This window comes from Pseudoalteromonas sp. JB197, assembly GCF_002332205.1.
Classification (GTDB): domain Bacteria; phylum Pseudomonadota; class Gammaproteobacteria; order Enterobacterales; family Alteromonadaceae; genus Pseudoalteromonas; species Pseudoalteromonas nigrifaciens.
This window is the reverse complement of record NZ_NRGZ01000002.1, coordinates 147,229-165,488: the sequence shown is the minus strand read 5'-3', so window position 1 is coordinate 165,488 and position 18,260 is coordinate 147,229. Positions and strand designations below refer to the sequence as shown.

Annotated in this window: 16 protein-coding genes and 1 pseudogene; 12 read left to right on the top strand and 5 right to left on the bottom strand. The window is 39.7% G+C overall.

Going from position 1 to position 18,260, the window contains the following annotated elements; translation table 11 throughout:
- The first annotated feature begins 11 nt into the window (after window positions 1-11).
- The 7 genes and pseudogenes from CIK86_RS15960 (at window position 12) to CIK86_RS15930 (ending at window position 8,815) form a co-directional block, all read left to right on the top strand.
- On the top strand, window positions 12-2,939 hold the full coding sequence (locus tag CIK86_RS15960) for a TonB-dependent receptor (protein ID WP_086999049.1): 2,928 nt from the start codon (window positions 12-14) through the stop codon (window positions 2,937-2,939).
- Between the two features lie 143 nt (window positions 2,940-3,082).
- Window positions 3,083-3,720 (top strand): annotated as a pseudogene (locus tag CIK86_RS15955) (isoprenylcysteine carboxylmethyltransferase family protein).
- A gap of 275 nt (window positions 3,721-3,995) precedes the next feature.
- Window positions 3,996-5,435, top strand: coding sequence for an IS66 family transposase (locus tag CIK86_RS15950; RefSeq protein ID WP_086993120.1), 1,440 nt, complete (start codon window positions 3,996-3,998; stop codon window positions 5,433-5,435).
- A gap of 44 nt (window positions 5,436-5,479) precedes the next feature.
- On the top strand, window positions 5,480-6,355 hold the full coding sequence (locus CIK86_RS15945; protein ID WP_086997242.1) for a sensor domain-containing diguanylate cyclase: 876 nt from the start codon (window positions 5,480-5,482) through the stop codon (window positions 6,353-6,355).
- Window positions 6,356-6,453: 98 nt separating this feature from the next.
- Window positions 6,454-7,170 (top strand): Sir2 family NAD-dependent protein deacetylase, encoded by a 717-nt coding sequence (locus tag CIK86_RS15940; protein ID WP_041454972.1) that lies wholly within the window; start codon window positions 6,454-6,456, stop codon window positions 7,168-7,170.
- 109 nt (window positions 7,171-7,279) lie between these two features.
- The gene (locus tag CIK86_RS15935; RefSeq protein ID WP_086997245.1) at window positions 7,280-8,077 is read left to right on the top strand and encodes a response regulator; all 798 of its coding nucleotides are present in this window, start codon (window positions 7,280-7,282) and stop codon (window positions 8,075-8,077) included.
- A gap of 231 nt (window positions 8,078-8,308) precedes the next feature.
- Complete coding sequence (locus CIK86_RS15930; RefSeq protein WP_086997248.1) at window positions 8,309-8,815, top strand: hypothetical protein; 507 nt, start codon at window positions 8,309-8,311, stop codon at window positions 8,813-8,815.
- Between the two features lie 131 nt (window positions 8,816-8,946).
- Here CIK86_RS15930 and CIK86_RS15925 read toward each other — a convergent pair whose 3' ends face one another.
- Window positions 8,947-10,083, bottom strand: a complete 1,137-nt coding sequence (locus CIK86_RS15925; protein WP_008466968.1) for an ISAs1 family transposase — start codon at window positions 10,081-10,083, stop codon at window positions 8,947-8,949.
- 127 nt (window positions 10,084-10,210) lie between these two features.
- Between CIK86_RS15925 and CIK86_RS15920 the strand changes: the two genes are divergently transcribed.
- On the top strand, window positions 10,211-10,591 hold the full coding sequence (locus CIK86_RS15920) for a VOC family protein (protein WP_086996783.1): 381 nt from the start codon (window positions 10,211-10,213) through the stop codon (window positions 10,589-10,591).
- Window positions 10,592-10,715: 124 nt separating this feature from the next.
- Here CIK86_RS15920 and CIK86_RS15915 read toward each other — a convergent pair whose 3' ends face one another.
- Both CIK86_RS15915 and CIK86_RS15910 read right to left on the bottom strand, forming a co-directional pair.
- Window positions 10,716-11,396 carry an SDR family oxidoreductase gene (locus CIK86_RS15915; protein WP_086996881.1) on the bottom strand — a complete coding sequence of 227 codons (681 nt, stop codon included), beginning with the start codon at window positions 11,394-11,396 and terminating at the stop codon, window positions 10,716-10,718.
- Window positions 11,397-11,451: 55 nt separating this feature from the next.
- A complete protein-coding gene (locus CIK86_RS15910) occupies window positions 11,452-12,450 on the bottom strand; it encodes a DUF4382 domain-containing protein (protein ID WP_086996788.1) in 999 nt (332 codons plus the stop codon).
- A gap of 226 nt (window positions 12,451-12,676) precedes the next feature.
- Here CIK86_RS15910 and CIK86_RS15905 point away from each other — a divergent pair, with 226 nt between their 5' ends.
- Window positions 12,677-13,543, top strand: a complete 867-nt coding sequence (locus CIK86_RS15905) for a mechanosensitive ion channel family protein (RefSeq protein WP_011329813.1) — start codon at window positions 12,677-12,679, stop codon at window positions 13,541-13,543.
- Between the two features lie 289 nt (window positions 13,544-13,832).
- Here CIK86_RS15905 and astB read toward each other — a convergent pair whose 3' ends face one another.
- On the bottom strand, window positions 13,833-15,179 hold the full coding sequence (astB, locus tag CIK86_RS15900) for an N-succinylarginine dihydrolase (protein ID WP_086996791.1): 1,347 nt from the start codon (window positions 15,177-15,179) through the stop codon (window positions 13,833-13,835).
- A 406-nt stretch (window positions 15,180-15,585) separates the two neighbouring features.
- The gene (locus CIK86_RS15895; RefSeq protein WP_086996794.1) at window positions 15,586-16,020 is read right to left on the bottom strand and encodes a MarR family transcriptional regulator; all 435 of its coding nucleotides are present in this window, start codon (window positions 16,018-16,020) and stop codon (window positions 15,586-15,588) included.
- Between the two features lie 132 nt (window positions 16,021-16,152).
- Between CIK86_RS15895 and CIK86_RS15890 the strand changes: the two genes are divergently transcribed.
- The 3 genes from CIK86_RS15890 to CIK86_RS15880 all read left to right on the top strand — a co-directional run bounded on the left by CIK86_RS15890 (window position 16,153) and on the right by CIK86_RS15880 (window position 18,259).
- A complete protein-coding gene (locus CIK86_RS15890; protein ID WP_011329816.1) occupies window positions 16,153-16,581 on the top strand; it encodes an organic hydroperoxide resistance protein in 429 nt (142 codons plus the stop codon).
- A 157-nt stretch (window positions 16,582-16,738) separates the two neighbouring features.
- Window positions 16,739-17,083 (top strand): metalloregulator ArsR/SmtB family transcription factor, encoded by a 345-nt coding sequence (locus CIK86_RS15885; protein ID WP_011329817.1) that lies wholly within the window; start codon window positions 16,739-16,741, stop codon window positions 17,081-17,083.
- A 162-nt stretch (window positions 17,084-17,245) separates the two neighbouring features.
- Window positions 17,246-18,259: an ArsJ-associated glyceraldehyde-3-phosphate dehydrogenase gene (locus tag CIK86_RS15880; protein WP_086996797.1), complete on the top strand. Its 1,014-nt coding sequence runs from the start codon at window positions 17,246-17,248 to the stop codon at window positions 18,257-18,259.
- The last annotated feature ends 1 nt before the right edge of the window (window position 18,260 follow it).

Here is an 18,260-nt window from a genome sequence, read left to right as displayed (position 1 = left end):
CGCACACTGTCATGAGTACTTGCAATAATCGTCCCTTTTCACTACCTGCATTAACATTTATAAAATCAGCACTGTGTTTATCTGTTTTATCTGCAATAGGTAGCGCGTATGCGGCGCAACCAGCCATTCCTGTTAAAAATAATGCCGATATAGAAGTAATAGAAGTACGAGGTATTCGCTCCAGTATGGCCGAAAACCTCGACATTAAACGTATGTCTAGCTCAGTTGTTGATGCCATAACTGCAGAAGATATTGGTAAGTTTCCAGATAAAAACGTAGCCGACTCATTGCAACGTATACCAGGGGTCATGATTGAACGTGATGGCGGCGAAGGCGCATCGGTAAGTATTCGAGGTTTGTCGTCTGAGCTTACTTTTACTCAGCTTAACGGTAATTTTATTGCCTCGTCACCAGGTGAGCCTTCGCGTTCGTTTGATTACACGCTACTCCCTTCAGCCATGATAGCCAGTGTTGAGGTATATAAATCGCCCGAAGCGCGTTTAGATGAAGGTGGTGTAGGCGGCACAGTATTAATGCATAGCCGTAAGCCGCTTAGCATGGAGGCAAACTCTGGAGTACTCAATGTTGAAGGTACTTACAGTGATGTAACGCAAAACAGTGAGCCACAACTAACCGGTTTATATTCTTGGAAAAACGATGCAGAAACGTTTGGTTTTTTAGTAGGGTATACTCGCCAAGAGCGCACCAACCGTACCCTCTCTGGTGGCACCGATGCCAATGTGTGGCGCTACACAGGTGATGGCCAACCGGTAGATGTAAATGGTAATGCGGTCAATAACAATAATAGCTGGGATACAATTACCGATACCAATGGTAATAATTATGATGGCGTGTGGTTTCCACAAGTCGTGCGCGGCTCGGTACTTAATGAAAATCGTGAACGTGAAGGCATACAGTTTAGTACGCAGTGGCGTCCAACCAATCGTGTAGAAATAGGATTAAACTATTTTGGCTTTACGCTGGGGCAAAACAGAACTGAGTCGGTTATTGATATGCCAGAGTGGTCGTTAAATCCCGATTACCTAACCGATGTGAACTTGGATGAATCGGGCACGATTGTTAATGGTATGCAGTTTGATGCTACAGCGAGTGGCGCACAAGGTGACATGCAGTTTCCGTGGATGCGTGGCAGTTATGTTCGTGAGGAGTCGAGTTCAGATACCTTCGATTTTAATTTAACTTACGAAGGTGATGATTTTAAAGCGCGCTTTGTTGCGGGCAATACTCGCTCAAAAGGCGGCCCAGAAGAAAGTTGGGAGGCCGCCTATAAAAGCTCAAATGCCAGCGAAACCCCAACAACCATTGAAAACGCAGCGCAAAATGCTGGTTGGCAACTTGGTAAAAACGATGTAACCCTCAATATAGACCCAAATACACTGGCTAATTTACTCAGTGGCGTAGGCGGTGGGCGCGATCCGGGTTCATCAAACTCAAGCTTTGTACGCAGCGAGCTTGAAGAAAGTTACTACCAAGGCGATCTAGATTTTTACACCGATTGGGGTTTTTTAACAGCCATTAAAACCGGCGTAAAATACCGTGAAGCCACATTGCACCGCGAAACCGGTAATACCTTCTTTTTAGATCCTCGTTTTGATATTGCCGCCGGGGAAGCCAAAGAGGGCGGCATAACCCGCTTTGATAGTTACCAGTGGAATAACGGTATGCCGGCAGCGCAAGATGTTTTTATTAACCAAGGCAATATTGCAGGTGGCTTTAATATAAACCAAATGCCCAGTATTGATTGGGATAAATACCGCGATATGATTACCAGTAACTACGTGCCTTACACCCGTATGGAAGACAACTTTGTATACGATATAGAAGAAAAAATAGCGGCTTTTTATCTGCAAGGTGACTTTGAATTTAATCAAGTTAGAGGTAATTTAGGGGTACGGGTTGTACGCAGCAAAACCATGAGTGCTTCTACCGATTTATATACCTACTTTTTAGATCATACCAATGATGAAACAGGGGAGCCTGTTACCGGTGATGATCGCTCAGTCGAGGATTACCAACTTGTAGTGCAACAAAACACCGACACCCAAGTGCTGCCTAGCTTTAACATTGCCTGGGATGCCACAGATGACTTAGTTATTCGTGGTGCGGTTGCTAAAGTAATGTCGCGCCCCGATTATGCTGATTTAGGCGCGCAGCAACGCATTAGTTATATTTCAGACGAGTGGGCACAAGACAGAGCCGATTTTAACGAGCAACCTGGCTTTAGTGGCAGTGGCGGTAATAAAAACTTAAAATCGTTTATATCGGTACAAGCCGATTTATCTATCGAATATTATTACGCTGAAGGCTCAGCAATTGGCTTAGCGCTATTTCATAAAAAAGTTGATAACTTTGTAGTGCCAGTGGTAATTAACGCCCAACAAAACTTTGCTGGTAAAAACGGTATTGTAGAGGCGGGTAATATAAATATTACTCCTTACAGCACAGTAGGTAATGGCACTAACGCGGTATCTAAAGGAGCCGAGGTGTTTTTGCAACATGCCTTTGATAGCGGCTTTGGTTTTTACGCTAACTACACCTATAACAAAACCAATAAAGCAGAAGTAACCGTAGATGGCGAAGCATTTGGACAATCGCCACTGATCGGCAGTGCTAAGTATCAATATAATACTTCGGTTTATTTTGAGGGTGATGATTTTAACATACGTGCCTCATACAATAAGCGCGGCGAAACGGTACTGGGCTTAAATAGTGGCTTAAACGTGTACCAAGACCCATATGATCAAGTTGATGTTAATGCCTCAATTAACTTATACGAAGGCCTTAGTTTTACCGCAGCAATTATAAACTTAACCAAGTCAGAGTCGGTTACCCGTTTAGGTAACGATAGTGACGCACGGTTACTAAACTCAAGCTACTCGGGCAGGCGTTATTACGCTGGGTTTAACTACAGCTTTTAAACTGCTCCCTAAAGCAACTTTTAATAAGCCGGCTTAAACATAAAGTTGGCTTATTATTTGTGTTTACCTTGTTTCTTAACGGTATGAATACTATGATGAATTTATAATTAAAATTGAGTAATCACCGCGAGTAACTAATATTGATAACCTATCAGCCTTTAATTAATGACTCTGCGGCCTTAATCGAATTTACCCGCATTTATTTAGCCGTTTTTTATACCTTTGTAGCGGGGTTCTACACCGTTAGAATACTCTATAAAAACAGCAATACACCATCGGGAGTGATTTTTACAGGGACAAAATATTGCGCTAATTGGTGGAATCACTTCGTTTTTCGTTTTTTTAGAGCTGCTATTTGGTTGGTGTGTGTTGTAAGAGTATTTATACCTGCAACCGATAACTACCTCGGAATTTTTTGTGCCGTTAAATACATGGCCAGGCGTAATGCTAGGTAATGCTTTATTAACTGTTGGTTTTATATTAACTTATGGTGGTGCATTTTAATATGGCATCACTTTGGCGTTCAGGAATAGACCCACAAGGGCCCGATGAGCTAAAAGTAAACGGCTTTTATGCGTATTCTCGTAATCCTATGTATTTAGGCGTTACTGCGGCGCAGTTAGGCTTTTTTTTAGCATTGCCGAGTGTGTTTAGCTTAGTGTGTTTACTGGTTGGGCTTACTGCGTTATATCGTCAGGTGTTGATTGAAGAGCAGCATTTAGTGAGCATATTTAACACCCAATATAAAAAATATAAAGAATTAGTACCACGTTGGTTATAATAATTACTCCGTTATTTTGCAGCAATGAGGGTTTTAGTTTAACTACCAATGAGTAATACTTTACTTTCGCTACAAAAAATCATGATTACAAAAGCAATTTATTGCTATTTTTACAAGTATATTTTAACGTTATATTGAATACTTAACTAGCTTCACCTTACTTTAGAGGCGTAACTATTCACCAAGACAAATTATTTTCTAAGGATCTTTTTTAGCTATTGACTGATCCTGCCAGTATGCCAAGCTAGAGCTATTACCCTATCGCTCTAGCTTTAATGAATTTAAACAGCATAAATATCACTGAAATAGTTGAGCAAACTAAAACTCAGTTACAAGAAGATAAAACACTCTCGCCAGCGTTGAAGATGTCTATTGAACTCATTCTTGTTGTCGTTGTTATGCTAGCTAGTAAATTAGGACTTAATAGTCAAAATAGTAGCATTCCTCCATCAAAAGATATCAACCGTACAAAGCCAACGAGAGAGAAGTCAGAAAAATCAGCTGGCGGACAAAAAGGCCGAGTAGGTAAAACGCTGACTCAAACAGAAACACCTGATGAGGTACAAGTCATTTTAGTTGACCGAGATTTTTTACCTAAAGGTCACTATCGTGAGGTGGGTTTTCAAAAGCGACAAGTCGTCGATATAGATATCAGTAAAGTGGTGACCGAATACCAGGCTCAAATCCTTGAGAATGAGCAAGGGAAGCGGTTTGTTGGTGAATTCCCCCAAGGTGTTAACGGTCCTATTCAATATGGTGTTGGTGTGAAAGCCCATGCGGTTTACTTATCACAATATCAATTACTCCCTTATAACCGCATTGAAGAATACTTTAGTGACCAACTAGGTATTCCGATCAGTGCCGGCAGTTTATTTAACTTTAATGAACAAGCAGCGGCACTGGTAAAGTCATCGGGCGCAGAAGGTATCATCAAAGCGGCATTACAAAGCCCGTATCAAACTTTGCATGTTGATGAGACTGGCATTAATATCGGCGGTAAACGGCGATGGCTTCATGGTGCATCAACGACTTGGTGGACTTATTTTTATCCTCATGAAAAAAGAGGAAAAATAGCGATGGATGAGGCCGGTATTTTACCGCACTTTACCGGTGTGCTATGTCATGACCATTGGAAGCCATATTATCAATATACCCAATGCCAACATGCATTATGTAATGCTCACCACATCCGAGAATTAGAAAGGGCTTGGGAGCAAGACGGCATGCAATGGGCGAAGGATATGCAAACCTTACTTAAAGAAATGAATAAAGCTCAAATAGATAATCCCGACCTAGATAAAGGGGCTAAACAGAAATATCGTGAGCAATATCAAAAAATATTGCTTCAAGGTGACGCTAAATGTCCACCACCAGATAAAAGTAGCCGAGTGAAAGGTCAGCGAGGCCGATTAAAGCGAACCAAATCCCGCGCATTATTGGAACGACTAAGAGATTATCAAGATGATGTTTTACGTTTCATGATGAGCACTGGCGTGCCATTTACCAACAACCAAGGCGAGAATGATATTAGGATGACCAAGGTTCATCAAAAAATATCGGGGTGTTTTAGAAGTAAGCAAGGAGCTGAAATGTTCTGCTTGCTGAGAAGCTATTTATCGACTTGCAGAAAACAATATGTATCTGCAAGCCTAGCCCTTGAGTTATTATTCAAAAATCAGCTGCCTGATATATTCATTTCAGATGAGGCTGAATAGTTACTACTTAACTAGCTTCACCTTACTTTAGAGGCAAACATAGTATGACAAAAAATGAGTTAATAGAACTAGAAGATGTGCTTGATTTAATGCTTGATGCTGCGTGCGTGGTAAATAAAGTAGGTAAGTTTGTATTTGTAAGTGCCGCGTTTGAACAAATATTTGGCTATAAAGCTGCCGAAGTAGTAGGCAAGCCTATGATTGATTACGTTTATAAAGGCGATCATAATAAAACTTATAATGCCGTTGCTTCACTTTTGTCGGGCGAAACAACTCATTCACGGTTCGAAAACCGCTGGGTTCGTAAAGACGGTCAAATAATACATATTTTGTGGTCAGTGTGCTGGTCATCAGATCACCAAGTAAGAATTGCAGTTGCTCACGATATTACTGAGCGAAAAAAAATGGAAGAGCAGCTTTATTATATGGCTGGCCACGATGGGCTGACAGGTTTACCAAATCGCTCATTACTAATGGACAGGTTACAGGCTGCAATAATAAAAGCAGAAAGAGAAAATACACTATTTTCGATATTATTTATTGATATTAATGGCTTTAAAGCTATTAATGATACGTATGGCCACCTTATGGGTGATAAGCTACTGCAACACATAGCACAGCGGCTTTTAAGCGTAGTAAGAGAATACGATACAGTAGGGCGCTTAGGCGGAGATGAGTTTTTGATTGTGCTAGAGGGCTTAAGTAGCGCTGGCGATACCACGGCCGTTAAAAGAAAAATAATTGGGCAGTTCCAACAGCCATTTAAACTAGATGAGCTATCATTAAATGTATCTCCGAGTATTGGAATTGCAAATTACCCCACCCACGGAGAAACAGACCATCAATTAATAAAACACGCAGATCAAGCCATGTATAAAATCAAAAGAATGAGTGCCAATAGCATAGATTACCCAACTTAAAATTAAACGCTCAAATAATAAAAAAGCAGGCCAGTTAGGTAAGTTAAGTATTTTATGTTACATAACTTAGATTCAAATAGTAAGTGCAGAGGTTAGCAATTAATACGTTATATATTACAGGCGCGGGCGTTAGCGCAGCCAGCGGTATTCCTACCTTTAGAGGTGAAGATGGTTACTGGACTATTGGTAGTAAAAATTATACACCAATGCAAATGGCCACACGCGCTATGTATCAAAACGCCCCTAAAGAGTTTTTAGCTTGGTATTACCACAGGTTTGCAACGTATAGAAACCACGGCCCTAACGACGTACATTATTGGCTAAAAGATAAAAACCTAATAACGCAAAATATAGATGGGCTTGATGGTAAAGCAGGAAATAAAAACTATATTGCAGTTCATGGCAGGTTAGATCAAATGACCCTGTTTCATCAGCAAGGCGAAAACGTAGAAACGGTGATTACCCCTTGGGATGAGGTAGATGAGGCTCATTTACACAACTCATTATTTGAGGTGTTTAATATTCAAAACCAAGCGCCAGTGCTTAATCACTCTTTTAAACCGTTTGTATTATTATTTGATGAATACTACACCGAGTTATATAAAATTAGCGAAGCACAACAACGCATGGTCAATGCCGATAAAATTGTATTTATGGGTACATCGTTTAGCGTTAACATTACCCAAATGGCGCTGGAAATAGCCCGCGAATACAATATTGCGTTAGAAGTTGTAGATCCACATCCAGCACATATTTTACATCCAAATGTAAGTTATAAAAAAATGACCGCGCTTGAATATATTCAGAGTAATTAAAATTTCAATATATTTTACAAAAATGCAAAGAGTTACCCTCTGTAATACTTTTTGGCATATAATAAGCCTTATAAAAACAGTAATAATATAATAAATTAAAGAGATATAAATGAGTGACTTAACTGCAATAGCTAATCTATCAATATTATTGGTCGAGCCTTCAGAAGTGCAGCAAAAACTGATAATAAAATCATTAATACAAAGTGGTGTAAAACAAATAGAAACCGCCACTACACAAACCCAAGCTTTAACCCTACTTGCAAATTACCAACCAGATTTAGTTATTAGCAGTATGTACTTAGCTGACGGCACCGCCGATTCACTGCTACAAAACATTAGGTCGAACCCGCGCACAGAGCACCAAGCATTTATGTTGGTATCGAGCGAGCGTAATAAAAAGTATCTTGAGCAATTAAGGCAATCGGGCGTGTTAGCTATTTTACCTAAACCCTTTACCAGCGAAGCCATTACCCGAGCGCTTAAAGCTACCTTAGATATAATTAGCGAACAAGAAGTAGAGCTTGAACACTTTGATGTTACTTTGCTGCGCGTATTAGTGGTTGACGATAGTCGCTTTGCTCGTAAACATATTATTCGGGTGCTTGCTGGTATGGGAATACCTGCGCCGGTAGAGGCTGAGAATGGCAAACAAGCAATTGAGCAGCTAAACGAGCAAGCGTTTGACTTAATAGTAACCGATTATAATATGCCGGAAATGGATGGCCGAGAGTTAACCGAAGCGGTTAGAGGCTCAAATAGCTACTCGCACATTCCTATTTTAATGGTGAGCTCAGAAGCCAATGAAACCCACCTAGCAAACATCTCTCAAGCCGGAGTGGATGCCATATGCGACAAACCGTTTGAACCAGCAACAGTGAGAGATTTACTCTTTAAAATAATGTCTTAACAAGTTTAAGCAAGTACTGTTACAAACATTGATTGTTTCCGCTCAAATATTCGTGATCAACAGAAGCATATTCCATGTATTAATGAGATAGGTAAATACATTAATTAATGGAACGGAGTAACTATAAGGCAATTAAACAAGGACTAAAAAAGCAGTGGGCTCCTCGCTCCGCTCGTATTTTAGCCTGTTAATATGGGCTTTAAGTGCTATCGCAGTATGAAAGGAATTTTCATGATATTTGAATGGTTTTCTACGATGTTTTCTGAACCATCAGAACAAGCAAAGTTGTTTACGGTAGCTATTTCGACAACGCTTGCGGTCACGCTCTTGTTATTAAATCAATTGTTTATTAGAAAAAGAGATCGCAAAGAAAGGACTATAGAGAAGCTAGAAGAGCTTACGGGATCAATACATGAGTTTTACTCGTTAGGTCTTGAGGTAAACCGCTCTCTTAACCTAGGTAAGACTTACGACGATAAGCTTATTGAAAAGTTTGTAGGGCTTGGAATCAAGGTTAACACTTTGTGCAGTCTATATTTTTGTCAGTCAAAGATAGATACTTCTATATCTGATGATATCATCAGCTTAGGAATTGACGGATTAAGTGAGCCAAAGTTGGAAAGTGGGGATACGATTCCTAGCGACCATCCTTATCTAGAAGTCAACGAAGAGTTTCACGCTTGGTTTGAAGAGTCGCAATTAAAGTTAGAACAATTAATAAATCAGCACGTGAAATAGAAAAATAGTAAACCACAATAAACTAGACACGCACTTTTGTTTTTGAACTCTGATGAGCTACGTATCAGGCTTTAATTAGTGTAAAAAATAAGTAAAGTATTACATGGCAATCGTAAATTAATTGGGCACGGCTAGCGCATTTTAATCCCAGACTCTAACAGGGTTGAGCGGTAATCATCGTCTAGCCCTGCCATTTTCTTTTTCCTCGCCATACTTGCTGACTTAGATGCATCTTGTTTAAAAAGCGCCATGGCTATCTTTCGCATTACATTAAACATTAATGGCCCTTGAAGTTTGCGTATTCTCGATTCATCTTCTCTGAAGTTCATATCAAGCATCCAATGCATGCTTTCAACCTGCCAGTGACTGCGTACCGCATTGAGTGCTTGCGCTGCATTTAAGTCTAATGAACTTATATACCAGCGTGTTTCAGTGGTATCCGACCCTGCCGACTTATCATGAACTTCAGCCCTGACCTTAATAATACTCGTTAAGCCAGGCCAACGATAATCCTTGCCTAGCCAGCTTTTATCTATAAGTAACTGCTGGCATGTACGTGTTTCAACACGCCCATGTCCTGAGCTTATTTCGGTATGTTCATCACAATTATGCTTAGTTAACCTTTCACGCTCGCACTTGTGCCACCACGCTTCTAGTTCCTTTTGCATGCCTGAATGATTACCTTTAAGTGCAAGAATATAATCTGCTTTTTGTTGGATGATTTGTTTTGCTATTTCTTGTTGGCATCCCATCGCATCTAACGTAATGATACTGTTTTCAATATCGAGCAGGGTGAGTAATTCTGGTATTGCGGTGATTTCATTTGTTTTATTATCAACAGCCGTCTGCCCAAGCACTAACTGGTGTTGGCAACTCCATGCACTGACCGTGTGTAAGGCACTTTTTCTGTCTTTTGTGGTAAATGAACGCCGTGCGGTTTTGCCATCGATAGCGATGATATCTGCACCTGTGGTTTCAATCAGTGATGATATCCAAGATTGAAATGCCCTTTCTATTTCATTTGCTTTTAACCGACACATGACGCGAGCAATCGTGTCATGTTTTGGAATTCCTGCGTTGAACGTACCGTATTTTTTTAACCAATCAAGCTTTAGGTGCCCAAAGTCTTCAATATCTTCCCATCCTTCTGCACCAGAGAGTACAGCGCTAATAGCAAGGAGAAGAATATCGATAAGTTCATGCTTTTTACAACGTTCAATGCGAGGATCTGTAATTGAATTAAAATGTTTCAGAAAAGTAGTGCTCATATTTATGCGACCAAGTAATTATTATGCCTTGATCTGATCACTACTTGCTCTATAAGTTCAATTTATAATGATCTTGCCGTGATTAATTGGGTGGTTACCTACTTTAATTTTTTCACAGTGAGGTTCAATGAATTTAAATCAAATAACATTACCCGTTACTGATATGGAGATATCTACTAAATTTTATCGCGATTTAGGCTTTATTCAAATTGTAGATACCCCACATTATGCTCGTTTTGAATGTCCTGATGGAGATTCAACTTTCTCCTTGTCTTTAGAGGAAGGTGAGTTTGGTTGCGGCGCTGTAATATATTTTGAACATGAAAAATTAGATGAACTAGTTAAGAGTTTAAAAATTAAAGGTTTTGTATTTTTACAAGATCCTACTGATCAGAGCTATTTATGGCGAGAGGCGGTATTGCATGATCCGTCAGGTCACAAAATTAAGCTTTATTGGGCTGGTGAAAATAGGGTTAATCCACCTTGGCGTGTAGAAGTACGCAGCTAATCAGATTTTTAATTATGCAGTGTTCAATCCTACACTATTAAAATCTAACCTCAAAATACAAGCAACCATCAGGTTTAACACCATTAGCATTAAACCTGGCAGCCAAACTCTACCAACTAACGCTTTAATTAGTCGGCATTAAATAAATTTCGCGTACGCTATTGCGCTGGTTTGCTTCAATAGCAAAAAGTACTGCGTCAGCGACATCTTGTGGGTCGAGTTTGTCGGGTTTAGCTTCATCAAAAAATGGGGTATTTACCATACCTGGTGCTATGGTTGTACAGCGGCCATTCCACTCACTCATTTCTTGTGCTAAGTTTTGTCCAAAGCCATAAGCAAACCATTTAGTTGCACCGTAAATAGAGCCGCCAATTGGCTTACGGCCAGCGGCAGAGCTGGTTAATATAAAGTGTCCGGTAGTTTTGCGTAAATATGGCAGTGTTAATTTTGCGCTCCACAATAGGGCTTTAATGTTTATATCGATCATGGTTGACCATTCATCCGGATCACCTTTTTCAGTGCCAGCAGTTGAAACGCCCATACCTGCGTTAGCAAAGGCTACATCTAATCGGCCAAACTTTTCAATGCCTTTGGTAACTACGTTTTCGAGCGCGGTAAAGTCGGTGGCATCTGCGGCTACAGCCAGTGCGTTATCTGATCCTAGCTCGACAACAAGTTGGTTAAGTTGCTCTTCTCTACGGGCGGTTAATATAACTTTATGACCGTTGTTTACTAAGGTTTTTGCCGTTGCTTCACCAATGCCACTAGAAGCGCCGGTGATGAGTACTATTTTCTCTTTTGCCATGGTTTTTTCCTTGTTAACAAATGAATAAAGGCGCAGCTCAATGTGCGCCATGCAGTTATTGTGCTATGTCAAAACTGACTGATAAATCTTCAGTTTGCGTTAGACTAATTTGTTTTAGTTGATAAATATTAAAATCAGCATCTACTTGCTCTGCATCGTCTATGTGTGCGCTACACGTATAACCAAGTTGGTAGTCGCCTGGTGTTATGAATGCGAGTTCAAATTCGTATTCATTATCGTCCGCATCAAATACAACATTGGCAGTCGCTAACGGAGCGTTATCAGGCGTTTGGTCATCTATTTCATGCATATCTGTAGGGGTTTGTGCTTGCGCAGAATAAAGGTAAACAGCATGACCAAATGATGAATCATCTGCGGCAAGAGCAATGTTATCAGTCTCGCAATTGTTTATAAGTGTTTGGCTTACAGTGCCTTCAATATCTTGTGATTCAGAAAGGTTTTGTAAACGCACGCCGCGAGGTTTTAAAAATATTTCGTCATTATTTTGTGGATCAACTAACGATTTTTTTAAATCAAACTCTAATACAAACTCGTTGTCGGTTTGATTGAGTGTAAAGCCATCTAACTGAATTTCACCCACGCCATCGTTACCTTTTCTTTTTACGATAAGCGGTGCAATGCTGCCGTCTTCATAAACTACGTGAGATGTTAAGCTAAGGTTGTTCGTGTCGCCGTTTATCACTTGTGCGCGGATCCACGAATAATCCCCAGCGGGGACTTCTTGATCGTCAAGTAATTGAAAAATATCGTCGCCCGTATAGTCTAGTAAATTGACCATTTGCGCTAAGGTGGAATCGTTTTTAGAGCGAGTTGCAAAGCTAACTTCTTCACCTGCTTGGGCTTTAATTGTTATTGAATCAAACACCACGTTAACTTGTTTTAAACCAGTGACTGGTGCGTCGGAAATGCCTAAGCTAAAAGTGGTTTTATCACTTGCTTGCGGTGGGGTTGTTTCAGCCTCGTCATTTGATGAGCCACAGCCTGCTAAGGCAAAAATAATAGCGCTACTTAATATTGTTGATTTAAAGTTCATGCTTGTTTCCTTTTATTTGATTTGTTAAGTGTATGTATTTAACCCTTAACCTAAATTGAATTAAAAATATGAAGAGTTAGAACTTTTAACATGCTGTTTTAAATGGTTTTTAATTTTATCGATTTAATTGTTTTTTACTATATAATCGCGCCACTTCTTTTGAAGTCGTTTTTATTAAATTTAACCATAATTTTGCTGAGTTTCAGCCACATTTATCGGAACAAACATGAAAGATAAACTTTTAGCATTTTGGCAAAGCCATTCAGAAACAATCATCACTTTAGGATACAAAGTGATTCTAGCTTTGGTGATTTTAATTGCCAGTGGCGTAATTGCCCGCGCTGTTAAAAGAGCAGTTAATGGCTCTAAATCGCCGCTTAATAAATTAGATAAAACTTTGCTGCCTATTATTTCTCGCCTTTCGAGTTACTTGGTTTATATAATTGGCTCGTTATTTATTTTAGATATTTTTGGGGTCAATACCGCCAGTTTAGTGGCACTAATGGCCGCTGCAGGTTTAGCAATTGGTTTGGCGTTAAAAAGTACGTTAAGTAATATAGCTGCAGGTATTATGTTATTAATACTGAGACCTTTTAAAGTAGGTGACTTTATTGATGCCAGTGGTACATCGGGTACGGTGAGCGAAATTAACTTATTCACTACTATTTTTAAAACCACCGACGGCCTTTATATAGCCTCTCCTAACGGCAAAGTGTGGGGTGGTAATATTAAAAACTTTACCCGTAACGGTAAAAGACGCATGGATATTGTAGTGGGTATTTCGTATGCCGACTCAATAGACGATGGCTTAAATGTACTTAAACAAATAGCCAGCTCAGAAGGGCGTTTACTAGCAGAGCCAGCGCCAAAAGTAATGGTGGTATCTATAGCCGAAAGTTCGGTAAACCTACAATTACGCGCATGGACTGTAAATGGTGATTACTGGCAAACAGTGTGGGATCTTAATAAGCGCGTTAAAGAGTCTATTGAGCAAGCAGGGCTAACAATTCCATTCCCGCAGCGCACTTTGCACTTACCTGAGTCGCTAGCAACAAGCGTTACAATTAATAAAGACACTGCAAAAGTAGATTAATATTAGCAGTATCAACACACATAAAAATAGCGAGCTAAGGCTCGCTATTTTTTGTTGTATCGTTTGTAATTATTTAACCTGAACTCTGGTTAAGAGATTTACTAACGTATTGAGTCATAGTTATATTTAATTTTATTTTCTCTAGCCAGAGGTTTTCAGTGAAAACAAGGCGAATTTACGCGTCAATAGCTGGCCTATTGCAAGTAAATTCAACGCAGTTAGTGCTGAAAACAGCTGCTTGAGATAAGTTTATTACCCGGAGCTCAGGTTATTTAGCTTAAGTAAGTAATTAGCCTTCTAATTGAAAGTCGTACACTGAGCCTAAATTAAGTAGTTGGGTTAGCTCATCAAGTGCTTGGTAACTTTCGCTCAGCAGTGCTGGGTCGGCAAAGTCTTTAGCACCTAATTGATCGCGGTAGTTACGTTGTGCCCAGTTACACAATTGCGTGTATTTAGTGTCGGTTAAAATAACGTCTGGGTTTACTGCAGCGAGTTCTTGCTCGTTTAAAGCAACCCGTAAACGCAAGCAAGCTGGGCCGCCGCCATTTTGCATACTTTGGCGTAAATCAAAAAAGCGTACTTGGTTTATAGGATTATCGGCCATGATCATTTCTTCAATGTAGTCGTTAACCGCGCTATTACGTTGGCACTCTTTTGGCGCTACTAATAACATAGAGCCATCACTTAGGCTTACTAGTTGGCTATTAAATAAATAGCTGCTAACAGCATCTTGAATACTTACTTTACTTGTAGGTACTTCAATAATATAAAATTGTTTATTACCAACATAGGCTTCGCGAATATCTTGCAATGCTTGCTGCTGATTTAAAAATGCTTGCTGATGACACAGCAGTACGTTGGCATTACCTACTGCAATAACGTCGTTATGAAAAACCCCTTGGTCAATCACATCAGGGTTTTGCTGCAGTAAAATTTGGCTGGTATCTTTTAAATTATGTAAGCGGCAAATAGCTTCAGAGGCTTCGAGTGTTTGCCTTGCAGGAAACTTAACCGGTTTTGGTAAATGGCTGTTAAATGCACTGGCCCCAAATACAAACATTTCTAGGCCTTGCTCGCCATGGCTGTCGCAAAAACGGGTGTGGTTTGCTGCACCTTCATCACCAAAAAAGCCTTGATCGGGTAAATGGGTATGATGCGCAAAGTGGTTTTGGTTATTAAACATTGCTTTTAACAACCGCGTTGTGGTGGCAGGCTCTAACGAGCGATGAAACTTATTGTTTAAATTTGCAGCGGTAAAGTGCACTTTACCATCGGTTGTATCGGGCGATGGCGACACAGTAGCGGCGTTTGCTGTCCACATTGCTGAGGCTGAATAACATGCGCGTAATAAAATAGGATCGGCGTTAAAAGCTTTATTAATAACTTGCGCGTCGTTACCGCTAAACCCTAGGCGGCGCAGTATATTTAAGTCGGGGCGTGCATGGGGTGCAAATACACCTTGAGTTAAGCCTTTATCGTGCATGGCTTTCATTTTTTCAAGGCCTTGAAGCACCGCCTCTTGGGGATTTGAAAAGCTAGCGGCGTTATTTAACGAAGCAACGTTACCATACGATAACCCCGCATAATTGTGAGTAGGGCCAACTAAACCATCAAAATTAACTTCTAAGGCAGGCATACACATTCCAAATAAATTGTTTAATAGAACTAACAATACAATACAATGCATTGGGTTTACTTGCAAAGCGACACCAACAAGAAAAGCTTAACGGCTGAGAATACGCTCTTTATCAGCGGTAGTACGCGGATTATTTGGCTCGTTTACTTGCCAAAAACTAACATCTAAACGCCATAGTAAATAAAGTGTGTGATATAAATTAAACATAGCTTTTCCTTTGATTTTTTTTAAACACATAAAGTAATAGGAAGAAGTATGCCAACGTTTAATTGAATATTTTATGAATACGAATCAATGAATTAGTATTTTTACATAAAAGAGTTGTTAGCTTTTTGCACTTATATGGTGGTTTTTTTGGGCTGTATGCACTTATTTGATACACGCGCTATTTTAAATAGTTTATGCATTAATCAGATAAATCGTTAACGACTGAGTCGAGTAATTGCATTAGTTGTTTTGCTTGCTCTGTATTTACGTTATTAAATTTACACAGCACTTTGCTGGGTATATCAGCCGCTTTTAGCTTTAGTGATTGCCCTTGTTGAGTGAGTTGTACTAAACGCTTGCGCTTGTCGTGCTCGTCTTTTACTACGGCAAGTAATGATTTATCGGTCATTTTTTTTAGTATTTGGGTCATTGCACCGCCATCAATCGCGGTGTTATTTATAAGCTCGGCAATGGTTATTTGGTCTTGCTCCCACAGTGCCATCATTACTACATACTGCGGATAAGTTAAATTAAGTTCAGCTAAAGGCTCCCTATAAGCGCGAGCAATACTATTAGAGGCCATATATAAACGATGACATAACTGATTTTTTAATTTTAACTGCTCAAATGACATGCTTTAACCTCTTTGCTGAATAAAGTGCATTTTAATTTGTATGCAAAGTATTTGCAATCTATATTTAGTTGCTCTATTATTTTGCACACAAACTAAATAAGTTAATTAATTTTTTAAATTTTGGAGTTCATTATGAATGTATTACAAAACGTTGCCTATACAGCAAAAGCAACTGCAACCGGTGGCCGTGAAGGCACTGCTAAATCTGATGATGGTCGTTTAAATGTAGATTTATCAACTCCTAAAGGCTTAGGCGGCGATGATGGTAAAGGAACTAACCCTGAACAGCTATTTGCAGCAGGTTACGCGGCATGCTTTATTGGTGCGCTTAAATTTGTAGCGGGCAGCGAGAAAATTACTCTGCCAAGTGACACGCACATTAATTCAGAAGTATCGATTGGCGCTATTGACGGTGGTTTTGGTATTGCAGTTAAGCTAGCAGTGTCGCTGGGTGATATGGATAAAGCGCAAGCACAGGAGCTTGTAGATAAAGCGCACTTAGTATGCCCATATTCAAACGCAACACGCGGTAATATTGAAGTTGAGCTGTCGGTTATTTAATAACAAAACTCGCTAATATTTAAAAAGCACACAATAACCTTGTGTGCTTTTTTGTTTTTGAGGTCATAAAAAATAAATATACGAAAAATCGTATATTCACTATTTCATATATTCATTTTTTGTTTTATTGTGTACATATTAACGATACGAGGACGCTATGGAACAATTCAACCCCCTGCAATTTTATAAATGCCTAGCGGACGATACACGGTTAAAGGCCATACTGCTTATTGCTGATCAGCAAGAGTTATGTGTTTGCGAATTAGTTGCGGCACTTAATTTAAGCCAACCTAAAGTGTCACGTCATTTAGCACAGCTTCGCCAATGCGGATTGCTTACAGATCGAAAACAAAACCAATGGGTGTACTACAGTATTAATAAGGCACTACCAGATTGGGCACAAACAGTAATTACGCAAACACGTGTTGCAACAGCATCATTTTATAAAAGTGATTTAGAGCGCTTAAATGCTATGGGTAATCGCCCTGAGCGCTGTTGCTAAGTAACCTGATCTGTGGGTAATAAACTTATCTCAAGCAGCTATTTTCACTGAAAACCTCTGGCTAGAGAAAATAAAATTAAATATAACTATGACTCAATACGTTAGTAAATCTCTTAACCAGAGTTCAGATTAAGTAATTAATATAACAAAAGGTATTTTATTATGACCATTAAAGTAGGCATTAACGGTTTTGGCCGTATGGGGCGTTTAACGCTGCGCGCAGCGGTTGACTGGCCAAATATAGAGTTTATAAAAGTAAATGATATAGCGGGCGATGCTAAAACCCATGCCCATTTATTGGAGTTTGACTCAGTGCATGGGCGTCTACATCATTCTGTTACTGCTACTAATAATATTATTGAGGTTGGCAAACACAATATAACTGTAAGCAACCATAAAACCATTAACGACAACGATTGGTCTGGTTGCGATGTAGTAATAGAAGCTAGCGGTAAAATGAAAACGACCCAGTTACTAAATGCGTATTTAGCCCAAGGTGTTAAACGCGTGGTGGTGACCGCACCGGTAAAAGAAGAGGGCATTTTAAATATAGTAGTAGGGGTGAACGATCATCTTTATAAGCCAAGTGAGCACAAAATAGTTACTGCGGCCTCCTGTACCACCAACTGCTTAGCGCCTATTGTGAAGGTACTGCAACAAGAAGTGGGAATTAAACACGGCTCCATAACCACTATTCATAGTATTACCAACACGCAAACCATTATTGACGCACCACATAAAGACCTACGCCGAGCACGTTCTTGTGGCACAAGTTTAATACCAACAACAACAGGCAGCGCAACAGCTATTACGCATATTTTTCCTGAGCTTAAAGGTAAATTAAACGGCCATGCTGTACGTGTACCACTTACTAATGCCTCAATTACCGATTGTGTGTTTGAACTGCAGCGCAGCGTTAGTGAAGATGAAGTAAATGGCTGGTTTAAAAGTGCGGCTAATAACGAGCTTAAAGGTATTTTAGGTTACGAGGAAAAACCACTGGTATCGATTGATTACGCAACCGATCCGCGCAGCAGCATAATAGATGCGCTTTCAACTATGGTAATTAACAACACTCAGCTTAAATTATATGCTTGGTACGATAACGAGTGGGGCTATGCAAATCGTACTGCAGAGCTAATGCTAAAAGTTGGTTTAAGTGATCAATCAAGTTAAT

Coding starts and splice junctions, on each gene's coding strand:
- CIK86_RS15885 (WP_011329817.1), top strand. CDS start 16,739: ATGGAACAATTCAACCCCCTGCAATTTTATAAATGCCTAGCGGACGAT.
- CIK86_RS15960 (WP_086999049.1), top strand. CDS start 12: ATGAGTACTTGCAATAATCGTCCCTTTTCACTACCTGCATTAACATTT.
- CIK86_RS15935 (WP_086997245.1), top strand. CDS start 7,280: ATGAGTGACTTAACTGCAATAGCTAATCTATCAATATTATTGGTCGAG.
- astB (WP_086996791.1), bottom strand. CDS start 15,179: ATGCCTGCCTTAGAAGTTAATTTTGATGGTTTAGTTGGCCCTACTCAC.
- CIK86_RS15930 (WP_086997248.1), top strand. CDS start 8,309: ATGATATTTGAATGGTTTTCTACGATGTTTTCTGAACCATCAGAACAA.
- CIK86_RS15895 (WP_086996794.1), bottom strand. CDS start 16,020: ATGTCATTTGAGCAGTTAAAATTAAAAAATCAGTTATGTCATCGTTTA.
- CIK86_RS15880 (WP_086996797.1), top strand. CDS start 17,246: ATGACCATTAAAGTAGGCATTAACGGTTTTGGCCGTATGGGGCGTTTA.
- CIK86_RS15910 (WP_086996788.1), bottom strand. CDS start 12,450: ATGAACTTTAAATCAACAATATTAAGTAGCGCTATTATTTTTGCCTTA.
- CIK86_RS15950 (WP_086993120.1), top strand. CDS start 3,996: ATGAATTTAAACAGCATAAATATCACTGAAATAGTTGAGCAAACTAAA.
- CIK86_RS15915 (WP_086996881.1), bottom strand. CDS start 11,396: ATGGCAAAAGAGAAAATAGTACTCATCACCGGCGCTTCTAGTGGCATT.
- CIK86_RS15890 (WP_011329816.1), top strand. CDS start 16,153: ATGAATGTATTACAAAACGTTGCCTATACAGCAAAAGCAACTGCAACC.
- CIK86_RS15920 (WP_086996783.1), top strand. CDS start 10,211: ATGAATTTAAATCAAATAACATTACCCGTTACTGATATGGAGATATCT.
- CIK86_RS15945 (WP_086997242.1), top strand. CDS start 5,480: ATGACAAAAAATGAGTTAATAGAACTAGAAGATGTGCTTGATTTAATG.
- CIK86_RS15905 (WP_011329813.1), top strand. CDS start 12,677: ATGAAAGATAAACTTTTAGCATTTTGGCAAAGCCATTCAGAAACAATC.
- CIK86_RS15925 (WP_008466968.1), bottom strand. CDS start 10,083: ATGAGCACTACTTTTCTGAAACATTTTAATTCAATTACAGATCCTCGC.